The organism is Nonomuraea sp. NPDC003707 (assembly GCF_053587055.1).
In genome coordinates this window covers 164,880-182,064 of the sequence record NZ_JBSFNK010000004.1, presented here as the reverse complement: position 1 = coordinate 182,064, position 17,185 = coordinate 164,880, and the positions used below count along the sequence as shown (strand labels likewise).

Sequence of the window (17,185 nt, the reverse complement as noted above, 5' to 3'; positions counted from 1 at the left end):
CCCGATCGAGCGCTCCCGGTTACGACACGCTCGAATGGAGGGCCACGGGACGAGGACGTTCGCAAGTGCTCGTGATGGTCACCGCCGTACCCGAGCCCGCCGCGGCCAGCAGCGACTCCATGACGTCGAGCACGTGGAAGGCCAGCGAGCCGCCCGCGCGGAGCTCCTGGTCCGCCGCGAAGTCGAGCAGCCCCACGCCGCGCCCGGCCCCGGCGTAGCCGGCCGACTCCGGAAGCTCCTGCCAGCCGTCCTTGCCCGAGATCAGGACCTGGCCGTCGAAGCGGTTCGGGTCGGGTACGACGAGCGAGCCCTGCTCACCGTGCACCTCAATGTTGGGCGCCTTGGTCGCCGCCCCGTCGAAGCTCATCACCAGCGTGGACAGCGCGCCCGAGGCGTGCACCAGCACCCCGGTGACGTGGGTGTCGACCGTGACCGGGATCTCCTCGCCCTGGCGGGGGCCCGAGCCGATGGTGCGCTTGGCACGCGTACGGCTGGCCGCGCCGATGACGCGCGCCACCGGTCCGAGCAGCGTCACCAGGCTGGTGATGTAGTACGGCCCCATGTCCAGGAGCGGGCCGCCGCCGGGGACGTAGTAGAAGTCGGGGTTCGGATGCCAGCGTTCGTGACCGGGCGTCATCATCGTCGCGGTCGCCGCGATCGGCCTGCCGATCAGGCCGTCGTCGATCGCCTTGCGCGCGGTCTGCGTGCCCGTGCCCAGCACCGTGTCGGGCGCGCACCCCACGCGTACCTGAGCGGCTGCGGCCGCCTCCAGCACGCGCGTGGCGTCCGCGGCCGTCGCGGCAAGGGGCTTCTCGCCGTAGACGTCCTTGCCGGCCGCTATGGCCTGCAGCGCGACCTCGGCGTGGGCGGCGGGGATGGTGAGGTTGAGCACGACGTCCACGCGCGGGTCCGCCAGCAGCTCCGCCACGCTCAGCACGTCGACCCCCTCATAGGGGCGCACCGCCTCCCGGGCCCGGTCGAGATCCAGATCGGCCACGGCCACCAGCCGCAGCTGCGGCAACCGGTCGATGGTCTGGAAGTACTGGGCCGAGATCGCCCCGCACCCCACGACGCCGACGTTCACCGGCTGGCCCACAACATTCCCCTTTCGATGATGGTGCGCACGCTGTCGTTCTGCAGGACGTCGAGGCTGTGCCCGGGGGTGGTGACGAAGATCTTCCCGTTCCCCCACCGGCGGGTCCAGATCGCCGGCGAGGTGACCTCCCGGTGCCAGGGATCCCACGGGCGGACCTGCTGCGTCGTCGTCGCCAGCACGTCGATGTAGTCGTCGGCCAGGACCCAGTACTGCTCGGTGACGAGGTCGAAGTCGGCGATGCCCTCGGTGATGGGGTGCGTGGCCGCCTCGGGCAGCATGTTGACGGTGTACGGCACGAAGTTGTCGGCCTGCGAGCCTTCCCGCTCGGCCGGGTCCTTGCCGGGATGGCAGGCGAACTGCCCGCCGATGAGATGCAGGTAGTCGGAGGAGTTGCGGTAGGAGTCGGCGATGCCGCCGTGCCAGCCGGCCATCCCGGTGCCCGCGCGGATCGCGGCCTCCAGCCCGCTCAGCTCCTCCCTCTCGATCGTGCCCATCGTGTAGCACTGCACGATGAGGTCGATGCCGGACATGAACGCGGAGTCCGCGTACGGCGCAGGAGACTCCGCCCGATGCACCTCGAACCCCTGCTTCTCGAGGAAGGGCACGAAGAGCTCGGTGGCCTCGACCGGGGCGTGACCCTCCCAGCCGCCGCGCACCACCAGCGCCTTCCTGCCGTGTTCGTCTGCCATGCTCCCGCCTATCACTTAAGGGACAAACGACTCTGATATTCGCATTTCACACCTAACTATCTGAAGAGGTGTCCACCATCTGGCGCATGAAGGCAACGGATGCGGGCAGCGCTGTGCGGGCGGATCCCCCGGCGCCGGCTTACACGTGGCTTAGTCCGTGGGGGTTCTAATCGGACAAACCCGATGTGGAGGACAAGGTGCCACCGACTGACCAACCACACGAGGAACTGTCATGCGAAACGGACGGGCCGCGCAGGCGCGTCCCACGACCGCTGATCGTCGCCGCCGCCGTCGTGCTGGCGACGACGGGCGGGATCGGAGTCGCCTCGGCGGCGTCGGGAACGACGCCGACGGGCACGCCGACCCCCACGCCGACGATCAGCGAGACGCCCACGGAGACACCGACCACGACACCGACCGAAACACCGACCGACCCGCCGACCGAAACACCCACGGATACGCCCACCACGGAACCTCCTGACATAGCGCCGATCAACCCGTCGGCGTTCGTCGGAACCATGCACGGCGAGTTCGCGGTGGCGACGAAGGACGGCTGCGGCACCGTGACCCTGTTCGCCCAGACCGGGCAGGCGACCGCCGTCGCGGAGGACTCGATCACCGTGCGCAGCCAGGACGGCTTCGAGCGCACGTACGCGATCGACGACAACACGCACACCGTCGCCGGACGCCGCGGCAACAGCGCGGTCAAGCAGGACGACTGGGTGTCGGTGACCGCGATCGGTGCCGACCAGACGTCCACGCCCACAGCCACAGCCACCGCCACGTCCACAGCCACAGCCACGTCCACAGCCACCGCCACGGCCGCCACCGTCTACGACCTGTCGCGGCCCACCAAGCGGATCTGGTCGTACAAGGGCTGGAAGCAGGCATGGCAGTGGTGGCCAGGCACGCCTGCGTGGCAGACCCCGACGGCGTGCCCGACGCCGACCACGACGCCGACCGAGACACCGACCGACACTCCGACGGTAACGCCCACCGAGACCCCGACCCCCGATCCGACGTCATCGGTCTCCGAGACCCCGACCCCGACGCCCACGCCGACCTCCTGATCGGCAGGTAGCGCCGTCTTCGTCCCGAGCGGCTCCCCTCTCACTCAGGCGTCGAACGGCGTGCCGCGTCTCGGCCAGCGGTCAGAGCGCGAGATGGACCCGGTACTCCCTGAGCCACGCATCGAGCTGCAGCAGCCGCTCCAGCGAGGCGCGGGCCGCAAGGGAGCTGGAGTCGCCCACGGGGCGGTCGACGAGCGCACGCGCCTTGTCCAGGTCGAGCAGCTGGGCGCAGGGCGTGTCACGCTCGAGCAGGGCGCGGGCCTCCTCGCGCAGGGCCTGTTCGTAGGCGGGGTCCTGGGTGGCCGGGTAGGGGCTCTTGACGCGCTGGAGCACCGACTCCGGCAGCAGGTCCGCGGCGGCCGCGCGCAGCAGGCTCTTCTCCCGCCCGTCGAAGGTCTTCATCGCCCAGGGGGCGTTGAAGACGTACTCCACCAGCCTGTGGTCGCAGAACGGCACCCGGACCTCCAGCCCGACGGCCATGCTCATCCGGTCCTTGCGGTCGAGCAGGATCTGTACGAACCGGGTGAGGTGCAGATAGCTGATCTCGCGCATGCGCCGCTCGTGCCCCGTCTCGCCGGGCAGCTCGGGCACCTCGGCCATGGCCTGGCGGTAGCTCGTGTCCTGGTAGCCGGTGACGTCGAGCGTGCGCTCCAGGTCCTCCTTGAACAGCTGCTCCACCCCCAGGCGGTCGGTGAGGCCGCCGATGAACCACGGGAAGGTGTCGGCCGCCACCGCCGCGGGGTCGTGGAACCACCGGTAGCCGCCGAACACCTCGTCGGCCGACTCCCCGGACAGCGCCACCGTGGAGTGTCCCCTGATCGCCTCGAACAGCAGGTAGAGCGAGCTGTCCATGTCGCCGATGCCGATCGGCAGGTCCCGGGCGCGCAGTACGGCGGCCCGCACGGCCGGGTTCATCAGCTCCCGCGAGTCGAGCACGATGTCGGTGTGCTCGGCGGCGATGTGCTCGGCCACCTCGTGGACGTACGGCGCGTCGGGCGTCGAACGGGTCGCGTCGGGCTTGAAGTGCTCGGTGTAGCCGGCGAAGTCCACGGCGAACGAGCGGACCCTCCCCAGATCCTGCTCCGCCAGGCCCTTGGCCGCGAGCGCGGTGATCGTGCTGGAGTCGAGGCCGCCCGACAGCAGCGCGCACAGCGGCACGTCGCTGATGAGCTGGCGGTGGACGATGTCCTCCAGCAGGTCGCGCACCGTCTTGACGGTGGAGTCGACGTCGTCCTGGTGCTCGTGGGACTCCAGCTGCCAGTAGCGGCGCTTGTTGCACCCATCGCGGCTCACCCGGATGAGCTGGCCGGGGCGCACCTCGTACATGCCTTTGAAGATCCCGTGCTCCGGCGTCTTGACGTACGCCACCAGCTCGCGGAGCCCGTCGGCGTCGATCACCCGGTGGGCGAGCGGGTTGGCGAGGATCGCCTTGGGCTCCGAGCCGAACAGCACGCCGTGGGCGGTCGGGTAGTAGTACAGCGGCTTGATCCCCATACGGTCGCGGACCAGCAGCAGCTCCTCGCGCTCGGCGTCCCAGACGGCGAAGGCGTACATGCCGTTCAGGCGGGCGGCCAGGTCCTCGCCCCACTCGACGTAGGCGCGCAGGACGACCTCGGTGTCGCTCTGGGTGCGGAAGCGGTGCCCGCGGGCGGCCAGCTCCTCGCGCAGCTCGCGGTAGTTGTACACCTCTCCGCTGTACGTGAGGACGGCCGGCTCCCGCCCGTCCTCGTCGGCGACCATGGGCTGCCGGCCGCCGGGGAGGTCGATGATGGCCAGCCTCCGGTGGCCGATGGCGGCGTGCGGCGCCATCCAGAGCCCTTGGTCGTCGGGGCCGCGGCAGGCCATCGTGTCCGTCATGGCCTGCGCGGTGGCCCTCTCGCCCATCAGGTCCCGCTCGAAGTCAACCCAGCCGCAGATGCCGCACATGCCCGACTCCTCCCGATTGCCCCGACGCCTCCCTGATGCCCCGCCCGGGCGGGTTATCACGCCGGGGAACACCTCCGGCCCGGCGGCCGCCGCTTCGGATGAAAGGATCGAAGCGTTTTCGTATGACCGAAAGGCACATGAGATGGCTCCGAACATCGCCACCGCACGCCACGTCGACCTGCCCGAGCTGCTGGAGTTCCTCCGCCCCAGGCACCACGGCCTGCTCTCGACCACCCGCAAGGACGGCCGGCCGCAGCTGTCACCCGTCAGCTGCGGGGTCGACGAGGACGGCCGGATCGTGGTCTCCACCTATCCCGACCGGGTCAAGGCCCGCAACGCCCGCCGCGACGAGCGGGTGTCCATCTGCGTGCTGTCCGACGACTGGAACGGCCCGTACGTCCAGGTCGACGGGCACGCCGAGGTGCTGGACATGCCCGACGCCCTCGAAGCCCTGGTCGAGTACTACCGGTGCATCGCCGGCGAGCACCCCGACTGGGACGAGTACCGGGCCGCCATGCGGCGCCAGGACAAGTCGCTGATCCGCGTCCACATCGACCGCTGGGGCCCCATCGCGACCGGCGGCTTCCCCGCCCGCCTGATATCGGAGTGACACCCGGCCGGCCGTGGTCGCGGGGGCCCTCCTGAAGCACGCCGGTCAATCCTTCCGGGCGGGCAGCAGGTACACCAGGACCGCCGCCACGCTCGCGACGGCGAAGGTGAACACCGAGGACATCCCCAGGCCGTGGGCCGCCGCGGTGGCCCGGTCTCCGGTGGCGGGGTCGAAGGCGTGGAAGAACACGACTCCGATGAGCGCGACGCCGAGCGCGTTGCCGACCTGCTGGGCAGTGGACAGCACGCCGGAGGCCATGCCCACGTCGGCGGGGTCGGTCCGGGCCAGCACCGCGTTGAGCGACGGCGTGATGAGCAGCCCTCCCCCGACGCTCTGCAGCATGAGCGTCGGGATGACGACCGCCGGCGTGAACGGCAGGCCGCCGATCAGCACGGCCGCCGTGACCGCGTACCCGATGGCGAGCACGACGGCCCCGAACTCCAGGACGCGACGGCCGTACCTGGGCACGAGCCGGCCGGCGACCATGCTGAAGACGAAGAAGGTGAGGGCGGCCGGAGCATAGACCAGCCCCGCCCCGAGGGCCGGCATGCCGAGCCCGTCCTGCAGGGAGATCGACAGCACGAGGTAGTACGACGAGAGCAGCGCGTAGATCGTCAGGACGAGAGGGATGCCGACGGCGAACGACCGCGCCCGGAACAGGGAGATCCGCACCAGCGGAGTGGCGGTCCTGCGCTCGACGAGGACGAAGAGGGCGAAAGCAGGGACGGCCGCGGCCAGGCAGGCCCAGGTCCACCAGGGCCATCCCGCCTGCCGGCCCTGGATGAGCGGGAAGGCCAGGAGGAACAGCGCGACGCTGAGCACGACGACCCCCGGCAGGTCGAGCCGGCGCGCGAGCGGCGCCCGCGACTCCGGCAGGAGCCTGGCCGCGAACAGGATCGCGACGAGGCCGATCGGGACGTTGATCCAGAACACGGGGCGCCAGCCGGAGCCGAGCAGGTCGGCGCCGATCAGCAGGCCGCCGACGAGCTGGCCGCCGACGGTGGCGAGCCCCATGACGGCTCCGAGCACCCCGTACGCGCGGTGCCTGCCCTGCTCCGGGACCAGCACGGTGATGACCGCGTAGACCTGCGGGAGCATCAGCGCGGCCCCCAGGCCCTGCACGAGACGGGCCGCGATGAGGGTGAGCGCGGCCGGGGCGAGCGCGCACGCGACGGACGCCAGCGTGAACAGGGCCATGCCGGCGACGAAGGTCCGCTTGCGGCCGTACAGGTCGCCGAGCCGGCCACCGGTGACGAGGAACACCGCGTAGGTGAGCTGGTAGCCGACCAGGATCCACTGCAGCTCGCCGCCGGAGGCACCCAGGTCGGCCTGGATCGCCGGTCCCGCGACGATGACGATGTACGAGTCCAGAAGCGCCATGAACGCGCCGACCAGCACGATCGACACGGCGCCCCATGGCGTGGCGGCCACGGTGCGAGGCGTTGTTGTCATAGTCACGAAGAAAACGTACGATCGTTCGTACTTAATGGCAAGTGACATGATGAGGGCTCATGAGCGAGCTAGAGCAACCCGCCCCCGCGACGGCCGGGATCTCCGACCAGCGCCTCCTGCGCGGCGCGCGGGCCAGGCAGACGATCACGCGCCACGCCGTGGACGTCGCGTCGCTGGAAGGGCTCAACGGGCTCAGCATCGGCCGGCTGGCCACCGACCTCGGGCTCAGCAAGAGCGGGGTCGCCACGCTCTTCGGAACGAAGGAGAAGCTGCAGCTCGCCACCGTCGCCTCGGCGCGCGAGGCGTTCCGCGACGCCGTCATCCGGCCGGTTTCGGACGTGCCGCACGGCGTGGCCCGGCTGCGCGCGCTCACCGAGCGCTGGATCTCCTACGCCGAGACTCCCCTGTTCACGGGCGGCTGCTTCTGGGCGGCGAACCTCCCCGACTTCGACAGCCGGCCGGGGCCGGTGCGCGACGCGCTCGTCGGCCACCACCGCGACTGGCTCGCGCTCATCGCCGGCGAGCTGCGCGGCGCCGTGGCCGCCGGCGAGATCGCCGACCTGGACGCCGAGCTCGCGGCCTTCCAGATCGACGCGGTGCTCATGGCGGCGAACACCGCGCTGCGCCTCGGCGACCACGAGGCCGTGGGCAAGGTCCGCCGCGTCGTCGAGGGATTCGCGGGCGCACGATCATCCTCGTCCTGACCTGGGCTTTAGCCAAGGAACGGATAAAGGACAGCAAAAATCCCCAAATATCTCTCGTCCGGAATTAGAGGACCCACGCCGTGGATAGGGACATATAAGGAATTCGCGTCCTGCTAGGAGGGATCATGGCCGTCACCCAGCCGCGAGGGCGCACGACCGCCGGACCCGACGGGAATGGCACCAAGCGGTTCAGCCTGGACCTGCCGATGCTCGGCATCCAGGTCCGGCAGCCCGAAATGCGGATGCCACACATAGAAATGCCACACATCGAGATGCCACGCATGCCGCGGATGCAGATGCCACGGATGCAGATGCCGAACATCCCGATGCCACGTGTCAGCAAGCAGGAGCTCGGTCACTACGTCGACGTCGCCCGGACGTTCCTCCCTCCGCCCGAACGCATGGCCTATTACGGCGCGCTCGGCGCGCTCGCCGCGGTCGGGGTGCTCGAATGGCCCGTCGCGGCCGCCATCGGCGCCGGGACGATCCTCGCCCGGAGGGGACTGCCGCGGGCCGCGTTCGGGAGGCAGCGCGCGACCACCACACCGACCAGGGAGCCCGCGGCCCGGGAGACCACGACCCCGAGCAGGCGGGCCACGACCGGGACGACCAAGCGCGCCACGACCGCCACCCGGCGCGGCACGGCCGGGACCACGACGACCGGCACGACCACGAGGCGCAGGGCCGCCACCACCGGCGGCACGACCGGGACCACGACCGCCGGCACGACCACGAGGCGCAGGGCCACCACGACCGGCGGCACGACCGCCGCCACCGGCGGCACCACCCGGAGCACGACCAGAGGCACCGCCGCCAAGCCGGCCACGACGACCGGCACCACCACAAGGCGCAGGGCCACCACGACCGGCGGCACGACCGGCACCACCACGCGGCGCAGGGCCGCCACGACCAGCGGCGCGACCGGCACCACCAAGAGCACCACGAGAGGCACCGCCGCCAAGTCGTCGACCGGCCGCACCACCGCCAAGAGCACCACCGCCAAGAGCACCGGCACCACGAGAAGCACCACGCGCAAGGCGGCCGGGACCTCCCGCGCCACCACCAGGTAGACCACCTCGACTTCGAGCTCGACAAGCAGGCGAAAGAGCACCGCACCGAGCAGGTGACCACGACGCCGTAGACGGGAGACCACATGGCGTTGTTCGGCCTGCTCAACGCTGGCACGCTGCTGAACATGCTCCCGGAGCCGGTGCGGAGCGTCCTCCCGCGCTCCCGCCGGGTTCAGCCGTGCCCGGGCGGAGCTCGTATCGAGCTGCGCACCATCGGCGGCCCGCGCACCGAGCGGCGCGCCCGCGAGCTGGAAGACCGCCTCAAAGCGGTGGGAGTGCCACGCGCCGAGGTGAACGGGGCGCTCGGCTGCGTCTTCGTGGCCTGCGACGTCACGACGGACGACATGGACAAGCTCGTGGCCGTCGTGGAGGAGCTCGACGAGGCCGAGGCCGAGGCCGAGGACGGGGACGGCTCCCCGGCCCCCGCCCGGGACGGCGTGGAGCAGCAGGACCGCTCCGTGGTCAGCCTCGGCCTGCACCTGGCCGGCACCGGGCTCGCCCTGGCCGGCCGGCTGGCCCGTGTCCCACGGCTGTCCGCGGCGGTGCCCGGCCTCCTCTCGCTGGCCGAGCACACCCCCCTGGTACGCAGGGAGCTGGAGGAGCGCATCGGCAAGCCCGGCGCGGACGCGATGATCGCGATGACCCGGGTCGTCTCCCACACGCTGGCCATGCGGCCCATGTCCCTGCTGATCGACTCGGTCGCCGCGGCCGGCCGGTACGTCGACTCGCGTGCCGGGCTCAAGGCGTGGGGACAGCGCGAGGAGCAGTTCGCGACCGTGACGGGGTCCTACCGCCACACCAGGGCCGCCTCGCCGCCGCGCCCGGGCCGGCTGCCCCGCGGGCCCGTGGAGCGGTACGCCGACGCCGCCAGCGCGGTGTCGCTGGCAGGGCTCGGCCTGACCACGGTGCTCAGCAGCGACCGCGAGCGGGGCCTGTCCGTGCTGATCGCCGGCATTCCCAAGGCCGCGAACCTCGGCAGGGAGGCCTTCGCCAGCGCCGTCGCGCGCGGCCTCGCCGGGCGCGACACGATCGTGCTCAACCGCGACGTCCTCGTCCGCATGGATCGCATCGACACCGTGGTCCTCGACGCCGCCGTGCTCACCACGGGCGCGTGGGCGATCGACGACGTGACCTCGTTCGGCCCCGACGTGGACGGCGACGATCTGTACGCCCGGCTCTACGCGCTGATCGACCTCGCCGACCCTTCGGCCCGGCGCGAGCGCGACGGGTGGAGCGCCGAGCCCCAAGGGGCGCAGGACCTTACCACCGTCATGGTCAAGCGCGACGGGACCCCGATCGCCCTCGTCCACCTGGTCCCCGAGCTGCATCCGCTCGCCGAGGCCCTGGTCGAGGCGGCGCGGGGCACCTGCGACATGGTCCTGGCCGGCGGGGAGCCCGCCCTCGCCAAGCGGCTGCGCATGGACCGCGTGGTCCAGAACGGGCCGCGGCTGGGCGCGTCCGTGCGGGCGCTGCAGTCGGAGGGCCACGCTGTGGCCGTGGTCTCGCAGCGGGGGCGCAGCGGGCTGCGCCAGGCCGACCTGGGCATCGGGGTGCTCGAAGGGGCGCGGCGCGTCCCCTGGGACGCCGACGTGATGGGCGGGCTCGAAGGCGTGCACCTGCTGCTGCAGTGCCTGTCGTCGGCCAGGAAGGCGAGCGTCCGCGGGGTCCTCGTGGCGGCCGCCGGCTCGGTCGTCGGCACCGGCCTGGCGCTCCTCGGCCCCGCCACGCTCGCCATCGGACGCGCCAACCTGGCACGCGACTGCACCGCGCTCGCCACCCTCACGGTCGGTGAGTGGATGGGGCGCAGCGCCGGGAGCAGGCCCGCGCCGATCCTCGCCGACCACACGCCGTGGCACGCCATGGCGGCCCGCGACGTCCTGGCCCGGCTCGCCACCTCGCCCGAGGGGCTGAGCGAGGCGGAGGCCGCACGCCGCAGGACGGGCCCGGCGCGGCCCGCTGCGGCCGGCCCCGAATCCCTGCTCAGCGCGACCCTGCACGAGCTGGCCAACCCGCTGAGCCCGGTCCTCGCAGCGGGCGCGGGCGTGTCGGCCGGGCTCGGCTCCGCGCTGGACGCCGTGCTCATCTGCGGCGTGATGGTGGTGGACGCCGTCCTCGGCGGCGCGCAGCGGCGCAACGTCGCGCGGGCGCTGCATCGCCTCACCGAAACCACCGCCATCCGGGTACGGATCCGCCGGCCCACGGGCGCCGTGGCGGGCTTCGCCGACGACCTGGCTCCCGGGGACGTGATCGAGCTGCGCGCCGGCGACGCCGTACCGGCGGACGGGCGGCTCCTCCAGGCGGCCGGGCTGGAGATCGACGAGTCCACCCTCACCGGCGAGTCGCAGCTCGTCTCCAAGACGGACACGCCGACCGCGGCGCCCGCCGTCGCGGACCGCACCTCGATGGTCTACGAGGGCACGACCGTCGCGGCGGGCCACGGGTACGCCGTGGTCGTGGCGACCGGAGCGGCCACCGAGGCGGGCAGGACGGCCAGGCTCAGCCAGGAGGGCCCGCCGCCGAGCGGGGTCGAGCTGCGCCTGCGCGCGCTGAGCCGCCGGATCCTCCCGGCGGCTCTCGGTTCCGGCCTGCTCCTGATGGTCGTCGAGCTGGTACGCGGCTCGCCGCTGTCGCAGGCGCTCGCCCCGGCGGTGAGCATGATGGTGGCGGCGGTCCCCGAAGGGCTGCCGTTCGTCGCCACCGCGGCCGAGCTGGCCTCGGCCAAGCGGCTGTCGGCGCACAACACGCTGGTGCGCAACCCGTCCACGATCGAGGCGCTGGGCCGCGTGGACGTGCTCTGCTTCGACAAGACGGGAACGCTCACCGAAGGCCACATCAGCCTGCGGCGGGTGTCGGACGGCCGGGCCGAGCAGTCGGTGGAGGAGGCCACGCCGGAGCTGCGGGCCATCGTGGGCGCGGCGCTGCGCGCGGGGCCCAGGTTCGAGGGCGGGCGGGCCATCCCGCACCCCACGGACCGCGCGATCGTGGAGGGCGCCGGCAAGCTCGGCGTCACCCCGAGGTACGGCCTGCGTACGTGGCACCGCGTGGACGAGCTGCCCTTCGAGCCGGCCCGCGGCTACCACGCCGTCCTCGGCCGGTCGGAGGCGGGACAGCTGCTGAGCGTCAAGGGCGCTCCCGAGATCGTGCTCACCAGCTCCACGAGCATCGTCGTCGACGGGGAGACCGTACCGCTGGACGATCGGATGAGGCGGCAGCTGGAGGAGGAGGTGGACCGGCTGGCCCTGCGCGGCTACCGCGTGCTCGCCGTCGCCGAGCGCCCCGCCTCGAGCCGCGCCGACCTCGACGAGTCGCGCATCGAGAACCTGTGCTTCCTCGGGTTCCTGGGCCTGGCGGACCCGGTGCGCCCGACGGCGAAGCGCAGCGTGGAGGACCTGATGCGGGCCGGCGTGCGGGTCGCCATGCTCACCGGCGACCACCCCAGCACGGCGGAGGCCATCGCCGCGGAGATCGGCGCCCTGAACGGCCTGCGCGTGATGACCGGCCCGGAGCTGGAGCAGCTGGACGACGAGGCGCTGGCCGAGGAGCTGCCGAAGGTGGCGGTGTTCGCCCGGGTCACGCCTGAGCACAAGGCGCGGATCGTCACCTGCTGGCGCAAGGCCGGCAAGGTCGTGGCCGTGACCGGCGACGGCGCCAACGACGTGCCCGCGATCCGACTCGCCGACGTGGGCGTGGCCCTCGGGTCGCGCGCCGCGCCGGCCACCAGGGCCGCCGCCGACATCGTCGTGGTGGACGACCGCATCGAGACGATCATCGACGCGATCGTGGAGGGCCGGGCGATGTGGACCTCCGTCCGCGACGCGCTGGGCATCCTGCTCGGCGGCAACGTCGGGGAGATCGCCTTCACCCTCGGCTCCAGCCTGCTCACCGGGCGCAGCGCGCTCAATGCCCGCCAGCTCCTGCTGGTCAACCTGCTCACCGACATGTTGCCCGCGATGGCGGTGGCCATCCGGCCGCCGAGCGCCGCGAGCCCGGAGAAGCTCCTGGCCGAGGGCCCGGAGGCGTCGCTGGGCGCCGCGCTGACCAGGGACATCTACCTGCGCGCCATCACCACGGCCGTGGCGGCGGGCGCGGCCTGGGTGCTGGCCCGGATGACCGGCACCCGGGGCCGGGCCGATACGGTGGGGCTCATCGGCCTGGTGGCGGCGCAGTTGCTGCAGACGCTGGCGCTGGGCGGCGGGGATCGCACGGTGGTGCTCGCCTCGGTGTCGTCCCTGGCGGCGCTGGGCGTGATCGTCTCCGTGCCCGGTCTCAGCCAGGTCTTCGGCTGCCAGCCGGTGGGGCCGCTGGCGTGGGGGATCGCGCTCGGGTGCGCCGGGGCCACGGCCTGGGTGACCACCATGATCGAACGGTCGAACGCCCAGGGATAGTCATCTGGAGTTCACCCTATGGACATCCGGTTTCTCACCGTATATACATCTTTCTACCCCAATGTGACTTGAAGCGTAGTTTCAATGAAGAGGTAGAGAGTTGTCCGAATTCCTGGCCTCCCTGCTCGCCAAGGCCGCGATGATGCTCCTCGAGGCACTGCTCGCTCGGTTCGTCCAGAGCCTCGCCGCGTCGATCTTCAGCCCGGCGGGCCTGCGGATCGCCTGACCGCCCCGCGCGCCGTCCGGCGTTTCCTTATTGCGCACACCGTTCCCTCTGAGTACAGTGTTCGCATAGAGGGAACGCCGTACGCAGCGCGGGGAGATGACGATGTCCACGAACACCAGTTGGGACATGAAGGGCACCTGGGACACCAAGGGCCGGTGGGACGTGCACGAGCGGCCCGGCCTGTCACAGGCGGGGCTGGACCGGATGCGGCAGGTGCTGGCCGGACATGTCGGATCCGGGAGCGTACCCGGGCTGGTCGCTCTGGTCGGCAGGGGCGACGAGACGCACGTCGAGGCCCTGGGGACCCTGCACGCGGGCGGCACCGAGCCGATGCGGCGTGACACGCTCTTCCGGATGGCGTCGCTGAGCAAGCCGATCACGGCCGCCGCGGTGATGATCCTGGTCGAGGAGTGCCGGCTGCGGCTGGACGACCCAGTCGACGAGTGGCTGCCCGAGCTGGCCGACCGCCAGGTGCTCAGGAGCATCGACGCGCCGCTGGACGACACGGTCCCCGCGGCCCGGTCGATCACCGTGCGCGACCTGCTGACGTTCACCTTCGGGTTCGGGGTGGTGCTGGCCGCGCCGGACACGTACCCGATCCAGACCGCGATCCACGAGCTCGGCCTGGACACCACCTCGCCGGACTTCGGGCCGGACGAGTGGATCCGCCGGCTCGGCACGCTGCCGCTGATGCGCCAGCCGGGCGAGCTGTGGCAGTACCACGTCGGCTCCGACGTGCTCGGCGTGCTCGTGGCCAGGGTGAGCGGGCAGCCGCTGGAGGAGTTCCTGCGCGAGCGGCTGTTCGGGCCGCTCGGCATGAAGGACACCGGCTTCCACGTGCCCGCCGACCGGATCCACCGCCTGCCCACCAGCTACGCGCACAACCCCGAGAACGGCGAGCCGGTCGTCTGGGACGAGGCCGCCGGCGGTAAATACAGCCGCCCGCCGCTCTTCCAGGCCGGCGGCGACGGGCTGGTCTCGACCGTCGACGACTACCACGCCTTCTTCCGCATGCTCCTGGACAAGGGCGCCTTCGGCGGCGCGCGCGTCCTGTCGCGGGCCTCGGTCGAGCTGATGACGACGGACCATCTGACGCCGGGGCAGAAGGTCGAGAAGGACGCGTTCGGCGACCACTTCGGCCGGCACGGCGGGTACGGGTTCGGCCTGGCGGTCCGCACCCACCGCCGCGACCTGGCCTCGCCGGGCCAGTTCGGCTGGGACGGCGGCCTCGGCACCACCGGGTACGCCGACCCGGCCGAGGACCTGGTCGGCATCCTGCTGACCCAGAGCGCGATGGACTCCGTCCACACGCCCCGCCTCCACAAGGACTTCTGGACCACCGCCTACCAGGCCATCGCCTGAGGCCCCGCCGCCACGCCCCCTCCAAGGCGTGGCGGCGGGTCATTCGTCCTATTCGTCGTGGAAGATGACCACGCGGGCCACCTGCCGCTCGTCCTCGACGGCCTCGCCGGGCCGGCGCCGGCCGCTGGCGACGACGTCGCCGGTGCGCGGGTCGACGACGCGGTAGGCGGTCGGCAGCCCGTCCTCGCGCGTCGGGCGCAGCGCGCCGCCGTGCTCCTGGTAGACCACGTGCAGGCGGCCGGGCACGCGCAGGGAGCGCGGGCTGATGAACGTCTCCCAGTCCGGCTCCATGTCGGTCGTGGGCAGGCCGTCCAGGATCTTGCCGAGCAGCCCGACGTACGTGGAGCCCTCGAAGTCGAGGGACTCGCGCCAGCCGCCCGACGGGGCCAGGAAGTACGGCGCGTGTCCGGGCTCGTCGGCGTGCAGCTTCCACTGCCAGATGTTCGCGGCGCCGTAGACCACGCCCATGGCCCCGCCCGCGCACAGGTTGCTCCACGCCTCGTGGCCCTGCCACCAGCCGGCGGCGTTGGTGACGCTGCGGGTCTGCTCGTAGGTGGGCTCGCCGTTGGCGACGGCCTTGACGGGCGTGTCGCGCCGCATGACCGCGACCCGCTCGGGGACGTGCTCGCCGCCGTGGCCGGTCTGGCACCACTGGAAGTCCAGCCAGTCGGCGTCCTGGCAGGCCCGGTTGTCGGCGTGCGGGCGGTAGTGGATGCCGGTGGGCTGGGCGTAGCAGTCCCAGGCGTGGACCTCGGCGCCGCCGGCCGCGATCTGCGGCTCGCGGCCGGAGCCGTCTGCCCCGACCAGGTAGATCGCGGGGCGGGCGCCGTAGCGGGCCACCAGGTAGCGGCAGTAGCGGGCGTACTCCTCGGGAGGCACGACCGTGCCGGCCACGTCGAGCCCCTTCCAGCCGAACCCCTGGAAGACCGGCTGGAGCACGGGCACGATCTCGTGCTCCACCAGGATGTCCAGGAGCCGGTCCAGATACTGGAAGTAGGCGGGGTTGAGCGCGTTCACGTGGCCGCCGGGCAGGTCCTCGAAGGCGACGTCGAAGCCCTCGTCGGCGGAGCGGTCACGCGGGCCGACGGCGCGCATGTCGGGCTGGACCGACATCAGCAGCACCGCGTTGAAGCCCTTGGCCTGCCGGTCGGCCGCGTACGTGCGCACCTGCTCCTCGGTGGCCCGCCAGGGCAGGCCCCAGGCGGTGTCGGCGACCATGATCGCCGGGGTGCCGTCGGCGTGCACGAGGCTGCGCCCGCCCTGCGACATGGTCCAGAAGCCGTGCCGCCGGAAGCGGTGCGCGGGCGGTTCGGCGGCGTCCACCTCGATGATCCCGGACGCCCCGCGAAGCCCGCGGTCGTCGAGGGACGCGTCGGTGGTCCAGTGCCAGCGGCCGTGCGCCAGCGGCGAGCTGAACCGGATCCGCCACGTGCGGCCGCCGTCGTAGAACGCCGGCCTGCGCAGGGACAGCCCGGTGTCGTGGGTGAAGTCCGCCCACACCTCGACGGCGGTGTAGGCGTCGGCGAGGTCGGCCGAGGCGGTGAGCGTGATCTCCACCTCGCGCCAGGCTCCCCCGACGCGCGTCACGTCGCCCATCAGCCGTCCACCTGGGCGCTGAGCAGCGCCTTGCGCGCGATGCGCTGCGCGGCCAGGGCGTCCTGGCGGGCCTGGGCCTCGGCGAGGGCGTCCACGTCGAGGACCTGCAGGGCCCGCCAGATCGTCCGCATGACCTCGATGCCGGCGCGGGCGGCCTCCACCGAGTCCTCGCGGAAGGGGAACTGGTCGAGCTGCCAGACGCCCTGCCAGCCGGCCTGGCGCAGGGTGTGGAAGAACTCGAAGGTCTCGACGAGGTGGATGGAGCCCACCACCATGTCGTCGTCCCAGCCGCGGAAGTTGTCGTTGACGTCGATGGCGTAGAGCCGGTCGTGTTCGAGGATGAGCTGGGCCGCGTCGGCCGGGGACTCGAGGCCGTACAGGGAGTGGCCGAAGTCCAGCAGGATGCCGACGTTGGGCACGTCCATCTTCTCGATGGCCAGCAGGGTGCGGGCGGCCGAGGAGAAGGTCATGCGGTTACGCGGCTCGCGCGGCTTGTACTCGATGGCGAAGCGCAGATCGGGGTGGCGCTGGGCCAGCTCGCGGACGGCGTCGATGGACATCTGCCACAGCGCCTTGTAGTCGGCCTGGAAGGGGTAGTCCCAGCCGTCCTGGCCGGGCCAGAGCTTGACGTAGTCGCAGCCGAGGCGGCGGGCCAGGTCGGCGGACTCGCTGACCAGCTCGATGGCCGCGCGCCGGATCTCGGGGTCGGGGTTGGTGAAGCCGCCGCGGGCGAACTTCCTGGTGTAGATCTCCGGCGTCAGCGCGATGGCCCGCAGCCCGTTGGCCTTCAGCCGGTCTTCCAGCTGGTCCACGTCGAGGTCGGCGGGGTTGAAGGGGTAGTTGATGTCGACCACGGACAGGCTGCCGACCTGGCCCGCGCGGTCGATCGCCTCCAGCGTGGAGACGGGCGGGCCGTACCCGTCCGTGGCGTAGCGGTCGCGGAACTGCCCGAAGTGCCAGAGCCCGGCGCCGAACAGTGGTTCTGCTGCCATACGGAAT

13 protein-coding genes are annotated in these 17,185 nt (G+C 72.1%); 7 read left to right on the top strand and 6 right to left on the bottom strand.

Annotation, left to right across the window (positions count from 1 at the left end; all coding sequences use genetic code 11):
• Positions 1 to 19: 19 nt before the first annotated feature.
• Together ACWDRB_RS11620 and ACWDRB_RS11615 are read right to left on the bottom strand one after the other, a co-directional pair.
• Positions 20 to 1,096, bottom strand: a complete 1,077-nt coding sequence (locus ACWDRB_RS11620; RefSeq protein WP_449893027.1) for a Gfo/Idh/MocA family protein — start codon at positions 1,094 to 1,096, stop codon at positions 20 to 22.
• Positions 1,081 to 1,785, bottom strand: coding sequence for a ThuA domain-containing protein (locus ACWDRB_RS11615; protein WP_449893024.1), 705 nt, complete (start codon positions 1,783 to 1,785; stop codon positions 1,081 to 1,083). The genes ACWDRB_RS11620 and ACWDRB_RS11615 overlap by 16 nt, the downstream gene beginning before the upstream one ends.
• Before the next feature lie 197 nt (positions 1,786 to 1,982).
• On the opposite strand from ACWDRB_RS11615, the gene ACWDRB_RS11610 reads away from it, so the two are divergent.
• On the top strand, positions 1,983 to 2,855 hold the full coding sequence (locus ACWDRB_RS11610; RefSeq protein WP_449893022.1) for a hypothetical protein: 873 nt from the start codon (positions 1,983 to 1,985) through the stop codon (positions 2,853 to 2,855).
• Between the two features lie 81 nt (positions 2,856 to 2,936).
• Here the strand turns inward: ACWDRB_RS11610 and asnB are convergent, their stop codons facing one another.
• Positions 2,937 to 4,781 (bottom strand): asparagine synthase (glutamine-hydrolyzing), encoded by a 1,845-nt coding sequence (gene asnB, locus ACWDRB_RS11605; RefSeq protein ID WP_449893020.1) that lies wholly within the window; start codon positions 4,779 to 4,781, stop codon positions 2,937 to 2,939.
• Between the two features lie 142 nt (positions 4,782 to 4,923).
• On the opposite strand from asnB, the gene ACWDRB_RS11600 reads away from it, so the two are divergent.
• Positions 4,924 to 5,391 carry a PPOX class F420-dependent oxidoreductase gene (locus ACWDRB_RS11600; protein WP_350726078.1) on the top strand — a complete coding sequence of 156 codons (468 nt, stop codon included), beginning with the start codon at positions 4,924 to 4,926 and terminating at the stop codon, positions 5,389 to 5,391.
• Positions 5,392 to 5,436: 45 nt separating this feature from the next.
• On the opposite strand, the gene ACWDRB_RS11595 is transcribed toward ACWDRB_RS11600, so the two are convergent.
• Entirely contained in the window at positions 5,437 to 6,843 is a 1,407-nt protein-coding gene (locus ACWDRB_RS11595; protein ID WP_449893018.1) for an MFS transporter, read from the bottom strand.
• 59 nt (positions 6,844 to 6,902) lie between these two features.
• Here ACWDRB_RS11595 and ACWDRB_RS11590 point away from each other — a divergent pair, with 59 nt between their 5' ends.
• The 5 genes from ACWDRB_RS11590 to ACWDRB_RS11570 all read left to right on the top strand — a co-directional run bounded on the left by ACWDRB_RS11590 (position 6,903) and on the right by ACWDRB_RS11570 (position 14,590).
• A complete protein-coding gene (locus ACWDRB_RS11590; protein WP_449893015.1) occupies positions 6,903 to 7,547 on the top strand; it encodes a TetR/AcrR family transcriptional regulator in 645 nt (214 codons plus the stop codon).
• Positions 7,548 to 7,672: 125 nt separating this feature from the next.
• The gene (locus ACWDRB_RS11585) at positions 7,673 to 8,617 is read left to right on the top strand and encodes a hypothetical protein (protein WP_449893013.1); all 945 of its coding nucleotides are present in this window, start codon (positions 7,673 to 7,675) and stop codon (positions 8,615 to 8,617) included.
• Positions 8,618 to 8,700: 83 nt separating this feature from the next.
• The gene (locus ACWDRB_RS11580; protein ID WP_449893011.1) at positions 8,701 to 13,002 is read left to right on the top strand and encodes an HAD-IC family P-type ATPase; all 4,302 of its coding nucleotides are present in this window, start codon (positions 8,701 to 8,703) and stop codon (positions 13,000 to 13,002) included.
• Between the two features lie 100 nt (positions 13,003 to 13,102).
• A complete protein-coding gene (locus tag ACWDRB_RS11575; RefSeq protein ID WP_350726089.1) occupies positions 13,103 to 13,228 on the top strand; it encodes a hypothetical protein in 126 nt (41 codons plus the stop codon).
• A 102-nt stretch (positions 13,229 to 13,330) separates the two neighbouring features.
• Positions 13,331 to 14,590 (top strand): serine hydrolase domain-containing protein, encoded by a 1,260-nt coding sequence (locus tag ACWDRB_RS11570; protein ID WP_449893009.1) that lies wholly within the window; start codon positions 13,331 to 13,333, stop codon positions 14,588 to 14,590.
• Between the two features lie 48 nt (positions 14,591 to 14,638).
• On the opposite strand, the gene ACWDRB_RS11565 is transcribed toward ACWDRB_RS11570, so the two are convergent.
• Positions 14,639 to 16,186 (bottom strand): apiosidase-like domain-containing protein, encoded by a 1,548-nt coding sequence (locus ACWDRB_RS11565; protein ID WP_449893006.1) that lies wholly within the window; start codon positions 16,184 to 16,186, stop codon positions 14,639 to 14,641.
• Entirely contained in the window at positions 16,186 to 17,178 is a 993-nt protein-coding gene (locus tag ACWDRB_RS11560) for a sugar phosphate isomerase/epimerase family protein (protein ID WP_350726095.1), read from the bottom strand. Before ACWDRB_RS11560 ends, ACWDRB_RS11565 begins: the two co-directional genes overlap by 1 nt.
• Between the last annotated feature and the right edge of the window lie 7 nt (positions 17,179 to 17,185).

Coding starts and splice junctions, on each gene's coding strand:
- ACWDRB_RS11615 (WP_449893024.1), bottom strand. CDS start 1,785: ATGGCAGACGAACACGGCAGGAAGGCGCTGGTGGTGCGCGGCGGCTGG.
- asnB (WP_449893020.1), bottom strand. CDS start 4,781: ATGTGCGGCATCTGCGGCTGGGTTGACTTCGAGCGGGACCTGATGGGC.
- ACWDRB_RS11600 (WP_350726078.1), top strand. CDS start 4,924: ATGGCTCCGAACATCGCCACCGCACGCCACGTCGACCTGCCCGAGCTG.
- ACWDRB_RS11595 (WP_449893018.1), bottom strand. CDS start 6,843: ATGACAACAACGCCTCGCACCGTGGCCGCCACGCCATGGGGCGCCGTG.
- ACWDRB_RS11590 (WP_449893015.1), top strand. CDS start 6,903: ATGAGCGAGCTAGAGCAACCCGCCCCCGCGACGGCCGGGATCTCCGAC.
- ACWDRB_RS11585 (WP_449893013.1), top strand. CDS start 7,673: ATGGCCGTCACCCAGCCGCGAGGGCGCACGACCGCCGGACCCGACGGG.
- ACWDRB_RS11580 (WP_449893011.1), top strand. CDS start 8,701: ATGGCGTTGTTCGGCCTGCTCAACGCTGGCACGCTGCTGAACATGCTC.
- ACWDRB_RS11570 (WP_449893009.1), top strand. CDS start 13,331: ATGTCCACGAACACCAGTTGGGACATGAAGGGCACCTGGGACACCAAG.
- ACWDRB_RS11565 (WP_449893006.1), bottom strand. CDS start 16,186: ATGGGCGACGTGACGCGCGTCGGGGGAGCCTGGCGCGAGGTGGAGATC.
- ACWDRB_RS11560 (WP_350726095.1), bottom strand. CDS start 17,178: ATGGCAGCAGAACCACTGTTCGGCGCCGGGCTCTGGCACTTCGGGCAG.